This window comes from Paenibacillus methanolicus (genome assembly GCF_008124765.1).
Classification (GTDB): Bacteria; Bacillota; Bacilli; order Paenibacillales; family Paenibacillaceae; genus Paenibacillus_Z; species Paenibacillus_Z methanolicus.
Genome location: NZ_VNHS01000009.1, coordinates 96,706 through 113,747, shown reverse-complemented (window position 1 = coordinate 113,747; position 17,042 = coordinate 96,706). Strand labels below are relative to the sequence as shown.

Below are 17,042 nucleotides of genomic sequence, written 5' to 3'. Positions count from 1 at the left end.
TAAAGGCTCGGCAGTCGATCGCTGCCGAGCCTTCTTTGTATGCGGACGCTCGATGGACTATAACGGTGCCGTGTAACGCGCAACGCCGATATCCAAACGCTTCAAGCCGCTTTCACCCTCTTCGCCGATGAAGAAGCTCGTGATGCCTTCCGCGCCGAGCCAGTTGACCGATAGGACAAGCCCTTTGTCCGTGTTCGCCGCGAACATGAGCTCGAACTGATCGACGCTGATCTCGCCGCCGTCATCCACTCGCCACGTCGAGCTTGGCTCATACGTCGCGGGAAAATCGCAAAACAACAGCTCGTTGCCGCGCGCCAGCACGAGACTGGCCAGCATATCGTCTTCCTGCCGCTCGAACTGAATGAGATACAACGCGCTATCGGCTCCGATATCCGCGATTTTCCCGCCCTGCAGGACGCCCCGCTGCTTTTTCGCCTCGACCGCCTGTACGACCTTCTCGTCCACGGGCTGTCCATGCCCGGCCGCATCGATCGCCAGCGCCGCGCCCGGGAGCCATACGTCCGACGTCGTCATCAGGTAGGTGTCGTCCGGCTGCGCTTCGCCTTCGGCCACCGAATAGACATGCCCGGCGATATGGTCGAAATTGTACATGCTCTGTCTGCTCGTATCCTCCGCGTCCGAAGCTTGCTTCTTCTCGAACTTCACCTTGAGCACCGCGCCGTTGCTGCCTACCGCCAAATCGTAATGATCCTTCTTCGCTTCGGTATCCCCAATCGTGATCAGTCGCTTGCCGGTCTCATCCGCGAACGCGAACGCGCCCTTGCCCAGCTTCTCCCGGTTCATCGCCGATTCTGACGCTTCTTCTTCGTCCGCTTTCGCGCCGGCGTTCGTCTCCTCCTCGGCGGCCGCATTCCCGGTATCGGCGGCCGCATTCCCGGTATCGGCGGTCGCCTTATCCGCCTGCCCATTCTGTTGCGGCGTCGGCTGCGCCGCTTGGTCGTTATTCGAGCTGCAGCCCGCAAGCGTGCAGGCTAGTACCGCCAGCAGCCATACCTTTCTCATTATTTCCCCTCCTAGCGCCTTCAGATTCCATTTCGCAAAATTCGCTTCTCTACGCATAGACGGCGTTAATCCTCCATATGTTACCACACTTTTCCTAAAGTGAAATGCGTCCGAGGGCTGTGGAGGCGGAGTAGGCGGGCAAACCAAGTAGACCGCTGAATGCTGACCACCGTGCCGGGTGGTCAAACCAATCCTGGCGCTACATGCTGCCCGCCCTGTCGGGCGTGCAAACCAAGTTGATCGCTGAATGCTGACCACCGTGCCGGGTGGTCAAACCAATCTCTGCGCTACATGCTGCCCGCCCTACTAAGCGTGCAAACCAAGTAGATCGCTGAATGCTGCCCGCCCTACCAGGCGTGCAAACCAATCAGCGGGTTTTAATCAAATACCCCTTTGGTGAATATATACCATTACAAGGGGCGGCCAGCTTGGCCGCCCGACATTGCGAGGGGGTTTTGCCATGCAAACGCGCCATCCTTTCCGGTGGCTGAACGTGATTGGCTTGGTTGCGGTCGTCGCCGTGAACGCGCTGGCTAATTTGCTGCCGATCAACGGCCTGACGACCGGCGAATTGTCCGCCAAATATCCGGTGCTCGTCACGCCGGCCGGGTACGCCTTTTCGATCTGGTCGCTCATCTATGCGCTGCTTGCCGGCTTCGTCATCTATCAGGCGCGCTCCCGCTCCATCGAACGGCCGACGGTGCAGCGTATCGGGCCTTGGTTTATCCTCAGCTGCGCGTTCAACATCGGTTGGATTCTCGTGTGGCACTACGAATACGTCTATGCGAGCGTGGCGGTCATGCTGGCGCTGCTTCTTTCGCTTATTGCGCTCTATGTGAAGACGCATACCTCGACGGATCGACCGACTGTAGGCGAGAGCCTTCTCGTCCGGCTTCCTTTTAGCATTTATTTGGGCTGGATCAGCGTGGCCACGATCGTCAATATTTCCGTCGCGATCTACAAATCCGGCTGGGATGGGTTCGGTCTCTCCGATGTCGCGTGGACCGTTATCGTGCTGGCGCTCGGAACGATCTTGGCATTCGTAATCGGCGGCATGTATACGGATCCTTATTATGTACTCGTGTTCGTATGGGCTTATATCGCGATCGCCTACAAGCAGCAGTCTCATGGATCCGTCGCGACGGCGGCGTTGATCGCGGCTGGATTGCTTCTCGCATATGCGATCGCATTATGGATCCGCAAGTTCAAGCAAGTGAAAGATTGACGAATGCACGCGGGCCGGCTTCTCGGGGAGCCGGTTTTTTCATGCGCTTGCGCTCCCCCCCGAGCCGATGATCACAACCTTAATCGTTAAGGTGGGTAATCAAAATGAGCGAAATCAAGCGAAATTCCTTCAAAACGGCAGCATAGGCGAGAAAACCACGTGTTCATTTGCCTAGATGCCATTTAATTCAATTTTCTGAATATTTACAAAATTATAATCCGCGTTTACAATAAAACCATAACATCCGGTACAAGCTACACCGGCGACAAGCTTCTCCCAAGGATGGCGGCCGGATCGGATGGAATCCACAGCGAAAGGGGATAGTCCATTGAAGTAAGCAAGCGAAGCATGTCTTGAATCTAACCGGTTCGCCCTCCCCATCTGAGGCGCGCAGGTTTCGTATAGGTAACCCAGCCAGCGCTAGCGGTTATCTGCATTATGCGGAAAGGAGTCATCTCCTACATTGTGAACGGCATAAGACATGCGGGAACTCAAGTCGAGCAGCAGAAACGGAACCTTTGTTTAATCGGTAATCGGCTTTGAACGGATTAACATCACCCATTTTAAGCAACGCAAGTTGTCGAACGGAGCGTGTCAAAGGCAATTGAATAGGTCGATCAAGTACAGCCAGGGGTTTCAGTTGTCTTCGGACAATTGAAATCCCTTTTCACTTGGTCCCTCCTCCCACCTCCTCCGCCGAGGAGGCCCCAAAGGGCTTGGCCCTCTGGACTCCCCTGTTCGTGCCGGCTCGTTGGATCGAGGTTGGCGGTTTCTTTCGAGCGAGGCACGCTTTTGTCCCTTCGACAAAGCTTACTTTTCTTCGCGATGACGTTATTCCCATTGAGTTCCCCCTCTAACCCGCCTTCCATTTGACACTCATCTAATTAGATGATAGCCTAACTCCAAAAGGAGTGAACGTATATGATACAGTTGGATAAAATCGTCAGCTACCACAAAGCGCTCGGAGACCCGACGCGCATGCGGATGATCATTCTGCTGACCGAGGGCGAGCTGACCGGGCAAGAGCTGGCCGAGAAGCTGTGCATCTCCCCCGCCACCGTCACGCACCACGCCGCCAAGCTGCGGGCCGTCAGTCTCGTGAAAGAACGGCGCGACAAGAATTCGATTTATTTTACGCTCGACCATTACTTCATGGATGCGTACGCGAAAGCGATGCAGCAGCTCGTCGCCGACCGACATACGCGTCCCGCTTCGGAAGAACAGGAACCGACGGATGACAAGAACGATCGGCTGAAGTTGTCCGTCATCAAAAACTTCTTCACCGCGGACGGAAAGTTGAAGCACATCCCTTCGCAATTGAAGAAAAAACGCATCGTCCTCCAATTTCTCGCCGAGAAGCTCGAGCCGGGACGAAGCTATACCGAAAAGGAGATCAATGCCTTCATCGGAGCGTTCCACCCCGACTTCGCCACGATCCGCCGCGAATTCATCATGCATGCGTATTTGTTCCGGGACAACGAAATTTACGAGCGCAACCCTCGTGAAATGTGGGAGAAGTGGGAGACGTTATCGTAGCTCTTTCGGGGACTGAAGCCAGGACAGTTCGAATCAACAAGTCTCGGACGGAACTTGAAACAGCGGCGGACCAAGACTTGAATATTCCGTCTAGGACTGTACGACGGCGGCGGCTGGCGTCCTATCGGAGGTTAGTACAACGGGCAGATGTATTCCTGCAAATTTACAGAAACGGCGTACTAGCAATAAGATGACCCGCCGCGCCCGCTGCTCCGCTTCGCATGGACTGTTCGCACCCCGCCTTTGATGCAATCTGTTTATCTCACGTTCTGATTCTTATCTGGATACGTCTCGCTCTAGCCGTCCGAATTTCTCTCCGACTTGCATCTCGCTACGCGCCCCAATTCGACATCCATTCACTTGACCATTTGCGATTCCCTCGATTTCCCACAAATAATTGGCATCGATCACAACAATTTGGCTATTCAGCCGCCTGCGCGCCGCTGATACGATAGAAACACGGCGAAAGCCGACGGCTTCGTCCAGTATCCGTATTCACGGCATGAACCATTCGGGCTGCGAATCATTTAAGCGGTTAATCGTACGCGCGGCAAGGTCACGCCAGGATTGGACATCGCTCGCGTCGCGTCAGTCGCCCTCGAAAGTCGCATGGAAAGGAGGGACCACGTTTTTTGTAAGCGTTATCATATACTTTAGGAGGTTCTAATGAAAAAAATATCCGTCTATCTGCTGCTCGTCACGCTCATCGCGACGCTGCTCCCGGCCCAAGCCGGCGCGTTCAGCGGCGAGGTCCCGCTCGGCTCGGGCTCGTACTCGACCGTGCTGCCGCCCGGGGCTACGAATACGCAAGGCACGATCTACAAGACCGGCAACGTCTCCGGACCCATGCCGACCAACGATTGGTGGAGCAACCTCGCCTGGGATACCTACTCCGTAGCGCAATACCCGCACCCGCTCGCGGTGAAGAATCAATCCGACGGCTTCCGCATCTTCTATCCCGGCAGCCGGATCACGGCGAACTCCTCCTGCGTCTGCGGGTGGATTAACGACATCCACGACTTTACGGTCGGCCACACCGCCGTCGCAACCTTCCCGGATGCCAAAGTCGACGGCTACAGCGACTGGTTCGTCAAGGCGAACTACCAGAGCGGATCTAATGCGATGAACGTCTCGTACGGGCACGGCTCGCCTTACGTCTACTTTAATTTCGCGGGCGGCAATCCGAAGCTCTCCTTCTACACGGCGCCGACGGTATGGTCGGGCAGCGCTTCGACGCCGGTGCTCGGCATTACGATGGAAGGCGCGCATTACGGCCTGTTCGGCGCCAATGGCAGTACGTGGAGCGGCATCGGCACCAAAACGCTGACGAATAACGGCAGCTCGTACTTCTCCGTCGCCGTCCTCCCGGACAACACGCAGGCGACGCTGAACAAATTCGCGCAATACGCCTACTCGCACGTAACGGGCACGCAGGTTAGCTACGCGTTCAACGCGGCGGCAAGCCAAGTGACGACGACGTACACGTACACGACGCAGGCGAAGCAAGGCTCGCAGACCGGCACGATTTTCGCCCTCTACCCGCATCAATGGAAGAACTCTTCCAAGGCTCTGCTCCCGTACACGTACAACTCGGTACGCGGCACGATGAAAGCTGCGGAAGGCACCTCGTTCCAGACGACTATGAAATTCACGGGCGTCCTCCCGACGCTGCCGGACAAAGGCTCGTACAACAAAACGACGCTGCAGCAATACGTCAACGAGGCGGAAGCCGAGACCTACACGGGTACGGCCGATACGTACTGGGTCGGCAAACGGCTCGGCAAGCTCGCGACGCTCGCGCCGATCGCCGATCAAGTAGGCGATACGGTCGCCGCGACGAAATTCCGCAATGAAATCAAATCCATCCTGCAAAATTGGTTCAAAGCGAGCGACGCGGCGGGCAACTTGAAGAGCCAAAGCGTCTTCTACTACAACAGCAACTGGGGAACGGTCATCGGCTACCCGGCCAGCTACGGCTCGAGCGAGGAATTGAACGACCATCATTTCCACTACGGTTACTTCATTAAGGCGGCGGCCGAAGTCGCGCGCGTCGACAAATCGTGGGCGCAAAGCTGGGGGCCGATGGTCAACCTGCTCATCCGCGACATCGCCAATACGAACCGCGGCGATTCGATGTTCCCGTTCCTGCGAAACTTCGACCCGTATGCCGGCCACTCCTGGGCTTCCGGCCACGCCCGCTTCGGCGACGGCAACAACAACGAATCGTCCTCCGAGGGGATGAACGCGTGGGCCGGCATGGTGCTGTGGGGTCAGGCGACGGGCGACGCGGCCGTCCGCGACGCCGGCATCGCGCTCTACACGACGGAGATGAACGCGATCAACGAATACTGGTTCGACGTGGCGAACACGAACCGTCCGGCCAGCTTCACCCGTTCGACCGCGAGCATGGTATGGGGCGGCAAGACGGTAGGCGACGGCACGTGGTGGACCGGCAACCCGGAGGAAGTGCACGGCATCAACTGGCTGCCGTTCACGTCGGCTTCGCTGTACTTGACCCATTATCCGGCTTACACGAACAAGAACTACAACGCGCTCGTCAGCGAGAACGGCGGCACGAATTTCGACGCGTGGGAAGATCTGATCTATATGTACCGCGCCATCTCGAACCCGACCGAGGCGAAGAACTTCTGGAACGCCCGCGGCGCGGCGCTCGGCGCGGAAGCCGGCAACTCCAAGGCGAATGCCTACCACTGGATCTACAACCTGGACGCGATGGGCAACGCCGATCCGACGATCACGGCGAATACGCCGCTCTACGCGGTGTTCAACAAGAACGGCGTCAAGACGTATATCGCTTATAACATGACCAATTCGCCGATTACGGTCACGTTCTCCGACGGCACGGTCGTGAACATCCCGGCGAACAGCTTCAACACCGGCAACGGCGGCGGCGGCGGTGGCGGCGATACGCAGGCGCCTTCCGTGCCGACGAACCTCGCTTCCACGAAGACGAGCGCTAGCGTCACGCTCACTTGGAACGCATCGACCGACAACGTCGGCGTGGCCGGCTACGACGTTTATCGCGGGGGCGCTCTGATCGGTTCTTCGGCGTCGACGAGCTACACCGACAACGGCCTTGCGGCGGGCACGGCTTACAGCTACACGGTCCGCGCGAAGGACGCGGCGGGCAACGTCTCGGCGGCGAGCGCGGCGCACAGCGTCACGACGAATGCGGGCAGCGGCCAATACGTGACGGCGGACTTCACCGCTACCGTGACGAAACCGACCTCCTCCTCGGAGAAAATCACGTTCAAGCCGACGACCGCCGCCCTGTACGTGGATATCCACTACACGGTGAACGGCGCGATCCAGCAGAACGTGCGGATGATCAACAACAACGGCACGTGGGAACACACGATTAGCGGCCTTAGCGCCGGCCAGACGATCGAGCTGTGGTTCACCTACGAGAAATCCGGACCGCAGTACGACTCGCCGCATTATACGTATACGCACTAAGGGAGAAGCGCCGCGGAGGTCCTTTGCGGCTTTCGTTGGATAATATTGCCCTTAGGAAGCAAAAAGGCGTCACATGGTGCTTGCCTGCACCTGTGACGCCTTGCCTTTTCCCATTGCCGCTTCAAGTCAGTCTGCATCGAGTTGCTTCGGTCAATCGACCGTAATCGTCCCGAGAATATGCCAACCTTCCGCGGTGCGCTCGCCCTCGATCGCCAGCCGGATCTCGGGCGCTCCCCCGTTGTCCCGGTTGACGATGGCCGTCGCGAAGCGATACTCGCCCGCGGATACGCCGTCGAAGGATGCCGGCGTCTCGTACGCGTACGCATGGCCGTAAATCCAATCCGACGGTTCCGCGACGTCGGTCAACTGATACGCGACGCTGCCCGTCTCGGGCTCCAGCAGCGCGAACGCCGGCTTGTATTTTCGCTTCCAGTTCGGGTTATGGTTCGGCAGCACGCCGAATCCGGCATTTTTCCACGCGTGCCTGATCTTGTACGAACCGGAGCCGACGACGGACGCCGGGTATTCGACATCGGTCGGCACGAGCCGATATCCGCACCGAAGCGCGAAATCGCGAACCAGGTCCGGCGCTTCCCGCAGCCATAGCGATGCATCCTGCGGGTAACGCAAGTCCAGCGTATTGGCATGCAGCTCCTCCGCGTCCGCCACGACCTGGCGCATCATGTCGCGCAGCGTGTGGAAGCCGTCTTCTTGGTACCATTCGCCCCGCCATTTGAACCCGTGGTAGCAATTCTCGGCGAAGATCGGCACGCGCGGCCACAGCGGAAGCAGCTTGTCTTTGTGCGACCGACCGAACCAGACCGGACTGCCGAAGCTGTCGCGCCGAATGACGTAGCCCTTCTCCCGCAGCGCCCAGTCTTGCAAGGCGATCGGGAAATTGCCTTCCCCATATTGGGCGCCCAACAGGACCCGGCGGAAGCTATCGCCGTACATATTCGTCAGCCACTCGAACACCTGCCGGCCTTGATCATCCGTCAGATAGTCCAGTCCGTGCATCTCGCCCCACCAGCCCAGTCCCTGCGCGTCGATGAAGTCCACGATGGCCGGATCGTCGTATTCGGCCGCGAAGGCTTGGACGAAGTTCGCCAGCTTGCGCTGAAAGACGGGATCGTGCACGTAAGGGGTCAAAAAGTTCGGCCGCTCATCGTCGTTCGCGAATCCCTTGGCGCCCGCGTCGAACACATAACGCGGCGTCGCCTGCACGAAGGCGTCCTTGCTGTCCACGTAGACGCGGAACGCGAGCTTCAATCCGCGATCCAAGGCCATGCGGATCATGAGGCGATAGTTCTCGTCTTCCTCCCACGCATACCGGCCCTCCTCCGGCTCCATGATCGACCAGGGCACGCGCAAGTAGAAGATGCTCGCCATCTCCGCGTTCCCGTCCTGCATCGCCCAATAGTCGCGCGCTTCCGGGAAGCTCTGAATTTCGCCCATGGAGAAGGCGTCGATATAGAGAACCCAGCCCATGGCGGGGCTGCGAAAGAACGTGGTCGTATCCTCGGCCGGCTTAACCGTTCGCAAGGCGGTCATCGCTCGACCCCCTCCCCGGTCCTTCGATCGTCCGGCAGACTCCTCATCCTCGTCCGCGAATCGCTGGTCAAGAATCGGACGGGGCGCATCTCCCCGCTTAGTTGATTGGATAGCATCGTCTCTCTCCTCCTGAATAAGTACGGCCGGTCTACACGATCATACAGGTTCGCGACGCATGCCGGGATAGACGGAACGAAGATGTTCGTATGCATAATTCTAAGCTCACGGCGATTGGCGCTCCCCTCGGATATCAGGAGCCTTCTTGCCAACCGCGCTAACCCGATGCGCGAAGAAGCGCGGACAATTCGTCCGCGCTTCTTCGCACCCGATCTTCATGACGCCATCAAGCAGTGTTTAATTCGGCCAGCCGCTTCCGCACTTGCTCCGCCAGCGCCCGGTCATGCCCATCCTGCGGATTCAGGCTGATGCCATTCGAGAGGATAATCAACCCTTGGTCGTAATAGACCTGCTTCCCGAGCGCCTCAGCGATCGTCCGCAGCGGGACGAACGTCCGACCGTTCAGTACCCGAAGGGGGCGCTCTCCGCCTTCACCCTCGACGAAGATCAGCCGCTCTCCCGCGTACGCCACCGCGACTTCCCGCTTCTTCGCGTCATAGTCGACTTTCGCCCCGAAGGCGCCCGCGACGAATCGCAGCGGCACCAGCGTCACGCCATCCTGCACGTGCGGCTTGGCGGCCGCGTCCTCGGAGTCGACGGTGCCCGGCTTGCCGTAGATCAGCACCGCCGGCCCTTCGATGGTTAAGGCGACCGACTGTTCCAACAGCAAGGCGAGCTCGTCCTTGCACTCGCCGTTCTTGTACAGCATCATATAGTTCTTGATCCGGTCGATCGCATCCTGGCGCATGTCTTTCTTGAGCGAGGCGTCGTTCAGCACGCGCTCGATCGCGCACCACCCGTACAACGCCGAATCGGGCTGCGCCTGCGATTGCGCCAGCGCATAGACGAGCGCGGCCGTCATGCTGCCTGGCATGGCGTCCTTGGCCGCCGCCAGCCATGCCGTATCGGGCGCCAAGTAGCGGTCCATCGCCTTCAAATAGCCGACGACGAACACCTCGTCCGGCCGGAGCGTCTTCGCCGCGAGCGACGATAAGGCCTTGCCGTAAGCAAGCTTCGCATATTGCGAAGCGAGGTCCCGCTCTTCCCACGCGCCCGCGCCGGCGTAGATCGCATGAATCGCGGCCGCCTTCTCGGCGAGCGCCGTTTTCTCCGACGCCAGAAACGCCGCCACGCTTTTCGTCAATCCGCTCTTGCGAGCCTCGTTCACCTTCGCGACATTCGCGTAGGCTTCATGGAAAGCCGTCGACGTGAGCGGCGAGTCCGCCCGGGCTATTCCGACCTGCCAGTGCAGCGCCGCCAGCAGAAGCATCGCCGTCATGAAAGCCAAGCTGCCTATTTTGAACGTGAATCTCATCTGTATGTCCTCCCCAAAAAACGCGACGATACCCCTCTACCAAATTATACTTCAGTCCGCGCCCATGGAACAGCCAAGCCGATGCTACGATATGTAGGCATGCACCGGCCCGACCGTCAAACTGACAATATCGGCGGCTCCCCGGTTACGTCTATCCGCCGTCCGCCGAATACGCATTCGCCGTAACGTCCTTGCACGTCAAAAAGAGCCTGATCGTCATCAAGCTCTTTCCGCTTCCGGACGCTTTCGCGCCGCTTTATTCTTCTCGTACGATTAATTGATCGCGTCTAGGACCGACCGAAACATACGAGATGCGCACGCCGATGGCTGCTTCCATGAACGCAACGTAGTTCCGAGCTTCCGGCGGCAGCTCTTCGAACGCGCGAGCGTCCGAGATGTCACCGCGCCAGCCCGCGAGTTTCCGCCAGATCGGCTTCGCCCCCGCAAGCCTCGCTCCGGCCGGGAACCGGTCCGTTACCGTACCGTCCGCCAGCTCGTAAGCGATGCAGACCGGAATCTCGTCTAGATACCCGAGCACGTCGAGATTCGTGAGCGCGACCGACGTCGCTCCTTGAACGGCGCAACCGTAACGAGTCGCCACCGCATCGAACCAGCCCACCCGGCGCGGACGCCGCGTATTGACGCCGTATTCGCCCGCGTCGCCGCCGCGCCGGCGCAGCTCTTCCGCTTCGCCGCCTGCCAGCTCCGTGACGAACGGTCCCGCTCCGACGCAGCTGGAATACGCCTTGGTGACGGCTAACACGTTCTGAATCGCATGCGGGGGCAGGCCGGCCCCGACCGGCGCGAATCCGGCCAGCGTCGAGGACGACGTCGAATACGGATAGATGCCATGATCCGGATCGCGAAGCGCGCCCAGCTGGCCTTCGAGAAGGATCGATTCGCCGCGTTCGAGGGCTTCCGCCAGCAGGTGCGACACATCGCACAGATAGGGGCGTAACCGCTCTCCCGTCTCCATCAACTCCGGCAGCAGATCGTCCGCTGCAATCGGATCGCGCCCGTATAGATGGACGAGCAGCACGTTCTTCGCCTCCAGCAATTGCGCGAGCCGCTCCCGAAGCCGATCCGCGTCGAATAGATCGGCGATCTGGATCCCAAGCTTCGCGTATTTGTCCGCGTAGAACGGCGCGATGCCCATTCGCGTCGAACCGAAGCTCCGGTCGCCAAGCCGCTGCTCCTCCAGCTCATCGAACAGCCGGTGTACGGGCAGCACGAGCTGTGCCCGATCGGAGATTCGTAATAGTGGCGCCGGAACGCCCCGCTCGGCCAACATGGCCAGCTCCTTCATGAGAATGTCTGCGTCCAACGCCGTCCCCGGGCCGATTACGCTCGTTACCTCCGGATTGAACACGCCGGATGGCAGCGTACGCAGCGCGAACTTCCCGTACTCGTTGATGATCGTATGACCCGCGTTGCTTCCCCCTTGGAACCGCACCGCGTAATCGGATTTCGCCGCCAGCGCGTCCGTCATTTTCCCTTTGCCCTCGTCGCCCCAATTGGCGCCTACAATCGCCGTCGCCGTCATGCCCTTCGCCTCCCGAGTCTCTTGTTTTCCTCTTCAAGGCTTATTATAATTTCGGGAGAGGTCATTAATAAAATGGATATAACTAATACCTGTCATAAAATGAGGTAATGTCTATGGAATTCAGCTTGGAATGGTACCGCGTATTCTATTGGACCGCGAAGCTCGGCAGTCTGACGAAGGCCGCGGAGCAGCTGCACATTACGCAGCCGGCCGTCAGCCATACCCTCAAGCAGCTAGAGACGGGGCTCGGCGGACCGTTGTTTTTCCGGACGGCGAAAGGCGTTACGTTAACCGGCGAGGGCGAGATGCTGTTCCGTTACGTGGAGCAGGGGATGCAGCTGATCGATGTCGGGGAGCGGAAACTTGCCGAAATGCACAATCTGGATTACGGGGAGATCAGTATCGGAGCGAGCGACACGTTGTGCCGGCACTTCCTCCTGCCGCAGCTGGAGCGGTTCCACCGGCAGTACCCGGACATCCGGGTGAAGGTGACGAACCGGACGACCCCGGAGACGCTCGCGCTGCTAAAGGAAGGACGGATCGACTTCGGCCTCGTCAACCTGCCGGCGAACGATGCGAAGGTGGAATTACGCCCGAGCGCCCCGCTGCATGACTGCCTCGTCGGCGGTCCTGCCTATCGAGAACTTGCCGCGAGCCCGGTGCCGATCGAAGAGCTGCACCGGTACCCGCTTCTGCTGCTCGAATCCGGCGGGAGCACCAGACGGTACCTCGACGAGTTTGCGCTAGCCTGCGGCGTGAAGCTAACGCCCGAATTCGAGCTTGGCAGCCTCGACCTGCTGGCGCAATTCGCGCAGAGCGGCTTCGGTCTCACGGTCATCGCGCGCGAATACGTCGCGGACCAACTGGCCGCCGGCCAGCTCGTCGAGATTCCGCTGCACCCGCCTATTCCGGCCCGTCACATCGGGATCGCGACGTTGAAAGGCGTACCGCTATCGTCCGCCGCCAGCCGTTTTCTGGGCTACTTGCCTGGACGTTAGACGCGAAAGAAGCCGCGATGCGGATGCCCCAGGGCATGCCGAATAGCGGCTTCTTCGCATATGGAGCATCCACGCGCGCAACGCGGGCATGAAGACTTGCACTTGCGGCTGCGGGCTTTGCTTTTTGCGTTGACGCACGCGGCGAACGGTTCGCAGTCCGGCCTACCGTGCCGAACCGAGTTATGTCCGCCGTGATGCCGCGCTCGTCCTCACAGGGCGGCTCGTATCGCTGCACGCCCGACCTATCGCGAATCGCCTGCCGCTACTTCACGGTATCGGCAGTGGCCGCCTTCAGCATTTCCTCCGCCTTCTTCCGCTGCGGATCTTCGTTGTTGTACCGTTCGGCGAGCAGCGTCGTCATCCGATACGCGGTCTTGTCGTTCACAATGCCGGTCTCCGGCAGCGACTGGCTGCGTTGGAATCGCTCGACCGCCAGCTCCATCGCGTCATCGAACACGCCGCCTGCTTCGCCCGGCAAGTAGCCGAGCACCTTGAGCATTTGCTCGGCCGTCTTCACTTGATCGCCGTAGTCGCCGTTCTGGAGTGACAGTCCCGTCGGCAGCGAAGGCAGCAGCGTATAAGCGGGCGGCTCGACCGTCGTCGTCGGCTCGATGCCCTTCTTGTGGATCCAGCTGCCAGCCGGCGTACGCCACTGCGCCTTCGTGATTTTGAGCACCGAGCCATCGTTCAACTGGGTAAACTGCTGCACGATGCCCTTCCCGTAGGTCTTCTCGCCGATTACCGTCGCCCCCGCCTTCTCCTTCAGCGCGGCGGTCAACACTTCCGAGGAGCTGGCGGTATGACCGTCCACGAGAATGGAGATCGGCAGCTTCAGCGGCTTCTCCTCTTCCGACTTATGCGTAACGACATGCTTCCCGTCTTTGCCGACGACTTGCAGGATTTTCTCGCCCTTCGGTAGGAACCGGCTTGCGATCTGGATGGTCGGATCCAGCAGGCCGCCCGGGTTGCCGCGCAGATCGAGCAGCAGCCCCTTCATGCCTTTGGCGGTCAACGCCTCCAACGCCTTGTCGAACTCGTCGCCCGTCTTGTCCGCGAACCGCTCGATCGTAATTTGGCCGATGCCGTTCGCCTTCATGTCGTACTCCACCGTCTTGATCGGCACCGAACCGCGTTTCACCGACAGCTCGATCGGCTGACCGGCCCCCGCCCGCAATAGCGTAAGCTTGACCGTCGTGCCTTCCTTGCCGCGGACCATGCCGAGCAGCTTATCGGACGCCATGCCCTTGGCCGCTTGGCCGTCGACCGCCACGATCGTATCATGATCCTTCACTCCGGCCTTCTTGGCAGGCGCGCCTTCGATGACTTTCTCGATAATAAACGCGCCGTCCTCCTCGCGCACTTCCACCCCGATGCCGACGAAATGGTCTTCGTACGATTCCATATACGCCTTGCCCGCTTCGCCCGTCAAATAAACCGAGTACGGATCTTCCAGCGACGCAACCATCCCTTCGACCGCGCCGTCGATAAGCTTCTTCCCTTCGGCCCCTTCCAAGTAACCATTTATGATTTCATTGTAGGCATAGCTTAAATTCTCGAAATTGTCCGCCTTCAAAATCGGATGCTGCATCACCATCGAATACCGGCCCGCCAGGAAAACGGCCGCGACCGCCACGAGCAGCAGGATCCCCCGGATCGTGCGCTTGCGCTGCGCCACCGCTTCTTCGCCAAATCTGTTCATCGCATCTCTCTCCGTTCTCAACAGCATGCTGATTCTCTCACTTTATCGCACATGGACCGCGCCAAGCAAGCGGCGAGGCCCGAGGCAGCCGTGGCGAAACGGTGAATAAATCTTGTTCCCCTCCTGGATTTGGGCTACAATCAAAGGCAAACATAGACAACCAAAGGAGCGGAACAACCATGCCTTACAAGTTAATCGCCATCGATATCGACGATACGCTGCTCTCCGACGAGCTGATCGTGACCGAGGCCACGAAATCGGCGCTGAAAGCAGCCGCTGCCCAAGGCGTGTTCGTCACGCTCGCGACCGGGCGCATGTTCCCGTCGGCGAAGAAGATTGCGGCCCAAGTCGAGCTGAACGTGCCGATCATCACCTACCAAGGGTCGCTTGTGAAGACGCTGTTCGACGAGCAAGTGCTGTACGAGCGCAGCGTGCCCAAGGACGCGGCGAAGGAGCTGTTCGCGTTCTGCAAGGAGCACGATCTGCACCTGCAGCTGTACATCAACGACGAGCTGATCGTCCAAGAAGACAACGAGAAGGCACGCCGCTACTCCGCGCTATCCAAAATCCCGTTCGTCGTCGAGCCGGATTACGACAAGCTGCTGGATCAGCCTTCGACCAAAATGCTCATCATCGACGATCCCGATTACCTCGACGAGGTCGCGGCCAAGCTCGCCCCGATCATCGGCGATCGCGTCCATATTACGAAATCGAAACCGCATTACCTGGAGTTCACGCATAAAGAAGGCACCAAGGGCCACGCCATCTCCTTCATGGCGGAGCATATCGGCTGCACGCTGGACGAGGTCATCGCGATCGGCGACTCGTGGAACGACCACGAGATGATCGAAGTCGCGGGCCTCGGCGTGGCGATGGGCAACGCGCTGCCGAAGCTGAAGGAGATCGCCGACTACGTCACCGCCTCCAACAACGAAGACGGCGTGGCGGAGGTCATCGAGAAGTTCGTGTTGAATCCGGTGCAGAGCTAGCATAGACGGCAAGGGGAGCGCAGCAGGCTGGAGCCCGCTGCGTTTTTTCTCGGCCAATTACCTCTGACATTCAGCTCAAAGTCAAGCCCTGCCCTTCCTGCTCCCCAGCGATCGCCAGGAACACAAAAACAGCCGGCTCTTCGCCGGCTGTTTACGCTTCGTTATACGGTTATGGATCTCCGCGGCAGACTCGCATTTCATCGTCAAGCTCTCCCGCCGGCCGTCACACCAACTTATGCGCATACCACTTGCTTCCCCGGTACCGCCAATAGAATAACGCGCCCCGCACGCCCCATTCGCAGTTCATCGCGATCCAAACGCCGATAATGCCCATGCCGAGCGTAATGCCGAGCACGTACCCCAGCACGATGCGGAACAGCCACATTGTCAGCATCGACGTGATCGAGGTAAAGCGCGAATCGCCCGCCGCCCGCAAGCCCGCAGGCAGGATAAAACTAATCGCCCACAGCGGAATTTGCGCGATGGCGTTGATGAGCAGCACCCAGAACAGATCGTCGACGATTTCGGCAGGCGGCTGGAACAGCGCGACGAGCGGATGGAACAGCGGCAGCAGAATCGCCGTCATGATGACGAACGACCAGCACCCCAGCCAGAGGAACGACCGGATAAATTTGCGGGCATCCTCGACGTTGCGCGCGCCGATGCACTGGCCGACCACCGTCACGAGCGTGATCGACAACGCCACCGCCGGGATCTGGTACAGCATGGCGATCGTCCCGCCGATGGCATTCGTGGCGATCGCGTGCGTGCCCAGACTGACGATGAACACCTGGGTGAGCATTTTACCGCCGTTGAAGAACATTTGCTCGGCCGCGAATGGCATGCCGATCGTCATAATCTTCTTCAGCATCGACCACGGGACACGGAGCAGCGCCGTCAGCCGCAGATGAAGCGTCGCGTCCATCCGGATGATATACCACAGCGCGCAGATCGCCGCCGCATACCGCGCGATATTAACGGCGATCGTCATGCCGAGCACGCCCATGTCGAGCAGGGCGATGAACACGAAGTTGAGCAGCACGTACAGCACGTTCATGATGAGCGACAGCGCGAGCGATACGCGGGAACGCCCGATGCCGCGCATGATGCCGCTGACCGCTTGGACGACGCCAATGCCCAGGAAAGACGCGCAGCTGCCGATCAAATACACTTTCGAGTGGGCCATCACGTCCGGCGACGCCGATCCGAGGAGCAGATGAAGCAGCGGGTCGTACAGCGCCATGACGATGACGCCGATGCCCAGCGCGAGCATAGCCACTGACGCAATGCTCGCGCTTGCCGCCTTGGACACCATCGCATCATTGCGGCTGCCCTTGTATTGCGCCACGACGACCGTCCCGCCGGTCGCCACGGCGACGAACACGTTGATCAGAAAAATATTGAGCGAATCCACCGTGCTCACCGCGCTGACCGCGGCCACCCCCGCCGAGCTGATCATGGCGGTGTTCATCACGTTGAAGCCGATGATAAAAGCCTGGTCGATCAAGATCGGAAGAAAAAGAGCGAACACTTTCCGGTAATCCATCGAGGCGCCGGAGAGATGCTTGT

General features: G+C 59.5%; 11 protein-coding genes. 5 read left to right on the top strand and 6 right to left on the bottom strand.

The annotated features are described in order from the left end of the window. Positions 1–57: 57 nt before the first annotated feature. Positions 58–1,023 carry a hypothetical protein gene (locus tag BCM02_RS22890; protein ID WP_148931458.1) on the bottom strand — a complete coding sequence of 322 codons (966 nt, stop codon included), beginning with the start codon at positions 1,021–1,023 and terminating at the stop codon, positions 58–60. A gap of 460 nt (positions 1,024–1,483) precedes the next feature. Between BCM02_RS22890 and BCM02_RS22885 the strand changes: the two genes are divergently transcribed. The 3 genes from BCM02_RS22885 to BCM02_RS22875 all read left to right on the top strand — a co-directional run bounded on the left by BCM02_RS22885 (position 1,484) and on the right by BCM02_RS22875 (position 7,261). After that, the gene (locus tag BCM02_RS22885) at positions 1,484–2,248 is read left to right on the top strand and encodes a tryptophan-rich sensory protein (protein ID WP_148931457.1); all 765 of its coding nucleotides are present in this window, start codon (positions 1,484–1,486) and stop codon (positions 2,246–2,248) included. A 924-nt stretch (positions 2,249–3,172) separates the two neighbouring features. Further along, a complete protein-coding gene (locus BCM02_RS22880; RefSeq protein WP_148931716.1) occupies positions 3,173–3,784 on the top strand; it encodes a DUF2087 domain-containing protein in 612 nt (203 codons plus the stop codon). A 666-nt stretch (positions 3,785–4,450) separates the two neighbouring features. Continuing rightward, positions 4,451–7,261 carry a glycosyl hydrolase gene (locus BCM02_RS22875; RefSeq protein WP_148931456.1) on the top strand — a complete coding sequence of 937 codons (2,811 nt, stop codon included), beginning with the start codon at positions 4,451–4,453 and terminating at the stop codon, positions 7,259–7,261. Between the two features lie 150 nt (positions 7,262–7,411). Here BCM02_RS22875 and BCM02_RS22870 read toward each other — a convergent pair whose 3' ends face one another. From BCM02_RS22870 to BCM02_RS22860, 3 genes are all read right to left on the bottom strand, one after another. Further along, positions 7,412–8,812, bottom strand: coding sequence for a hypothetical protein (locus BCM02_RS22870; RefSeq protein ID WP_148931455.1), 1,401 nt, complete (start codon positions 8,810–8,812; stop codon positions 7,412–7,414). Between the two features lie 343 nt (positions 8,813–9,155). Further along, entirely contained in the window at positions 9,156–10,244 is a 1,089-nt protein-coding gene (locus BCM02_RS22865; protein ID WP_148931454.1) for a copper amine oxidase N-terminal domain-containing protein, read from the bottom strand. A 256-nt stretch (positions 10,245–10,500) separates the two neighbouring features. After that, positions 10,501–11,787 (bottom strand): adenylosuccinate synthase, encoded by a 1,287-nt coding sequence (locus BCM02_RS22860; protein WP_148931453.1) that lies wholly within the window; start codon positions 11,785–11,787, stop codon positions 10,501–10,503. A gap of 113 nt (positions 11,788–11,900) precedes the next feature. Between BCM02_RS22860 and BCM02_RS22855 the strand changes: the two genes are divergently transcribed. Beyond that, positions 11,901–12,785, top strand: coding sequence for a LysR family transcriptional regulator (locus BCM02_RS22855; RefSeq protein WP_148931452.1), 885 nt, complete (start codon positions 11,901–11,903; stop codon positions 12,783–12,785). Between the two features lie 262 nt (positions 12,786–13,047). Here BCM02_RS22855 and BCM02_RS22850 read toward each other — a convergent pair whose 3' ends face one another. Next, complete coding sequence (locus BCM02_RS22850) at positions 13,048–14,484, bottom strand: S41 family peptidase (RefSeq protein ID WP_187434363.1); 1,437 nt, start codon at positions 14,482–14,484, stop codon at positions 13,048–13,050. A 179-nt stretch (positions 14,485–14,663) separates the two neighbouring features. Here BCM02_RS22850 and BCM02_RS22845 point away from each other — a divergent pair, with 179 nt between their 5' ends. Next, positions 14,664–15,473 (top strand): Cof-type HAD-IIB family hydrolase, encoded by an 810-nt coding sequence (locus BCM02_RS22845; protein WP_148931450.1) that lies wholly within the window; start codon positions 14,664–14,666, stop codon positions 15,471–15,473. 223 nt (positions 15,474–15,696) lie between these two features. On the opposite strand, the gene BCM02_RS22840 is transcribed toward BCM02_RS22845, so the two are convergent. Next, positions 15,697–17,019: an MATE family efflux transporter gene (locus BCM02_RS22840; protein WP_148931715.1), complete on the bottom strand. Its 1,323-nt coding sequence runs from the start codon at positions 17,017–17,019 to the stop codon at positions 15,697–15,699. Between the last annotated feature and the right edge of the window lie 23 nt (positions 17,020–17,042).

Excerpts from the sequence above, each read along its gene's own strand:
- BCM02_RS22885 (WP_148931457.1), top strand. The coding sequence starts at position 1,484 with ATGCAAACGCGCCATCCTTTCCGGTGGCTGAACGTGATTGGCTTGGTT.
- BCM02_RS22875 (WP_148931456.1), top strand. The coding sequence starts at position 4,451 with ATGAAAAAAATATCCGTCTATCTGCTGCTCGTCACGCTCATCGCGACG.
- BCM02_RS22855 (WP_148931452.1), top strand. The coding sequence starts at position 11,901 with ATGGAATTCAGCTTGGAATGGTACCGCGTATTCTATTGGACCGCGAAG.
- BCM02_RS22850 (WP_187434363.1), bottom strand. The coding sequence starts at position 14,484 with ATGAACAGATTTGGCGAAGAAGCGGTGGCGCAGCGCAAGCGCACGATC.
- BCM02_RS22865 (WP_148931454.1), bottom strand. The coding sequence starts at position 10,244 with ATGAGATTCACGTTCAAAATAGGCAGCTTGGCTTTCATGACGGCGATG.
- BCM02_RS22860 (WP_148931453.1), bottom strand. The coding sequence starts at position 11,787 with ATGACGGCGACGGCGATTGTAGGCGCCAATTGGGGCGACGAGGGCAAA.
- BCM02_RS22845 (WP_148931450.1), top strand. The coding sequence starts at position 14,664 with ATGCCTTACAAGTTAATCGCCATCGATATCGACGATACGCTGCTCTCC.
- BCM02_RS22890 (WP_148931458.1), bottom strand. The coding sequence starts at position 1,023 with ATGAGAAAGGTATGGCTGCTGGCGGTACTAGCCTGCACGCTTGCGGGC.
- BCM02_RS22870 (WP_148931455.1), bottom strand. The coding sequence starts at position 8,812 with ATGACCGCCTTGCGAACGGTTAAGCCGGCCGAGGATACGACCACGTTC.
- BCM02_RS22840 (WP_148931715.1), bottom strand. The coding sequence starts at position 17,019 with ATGGATTACCGGAAAGTGTTCGCTCTTTTTCTTCCGATCTTGATCGAC.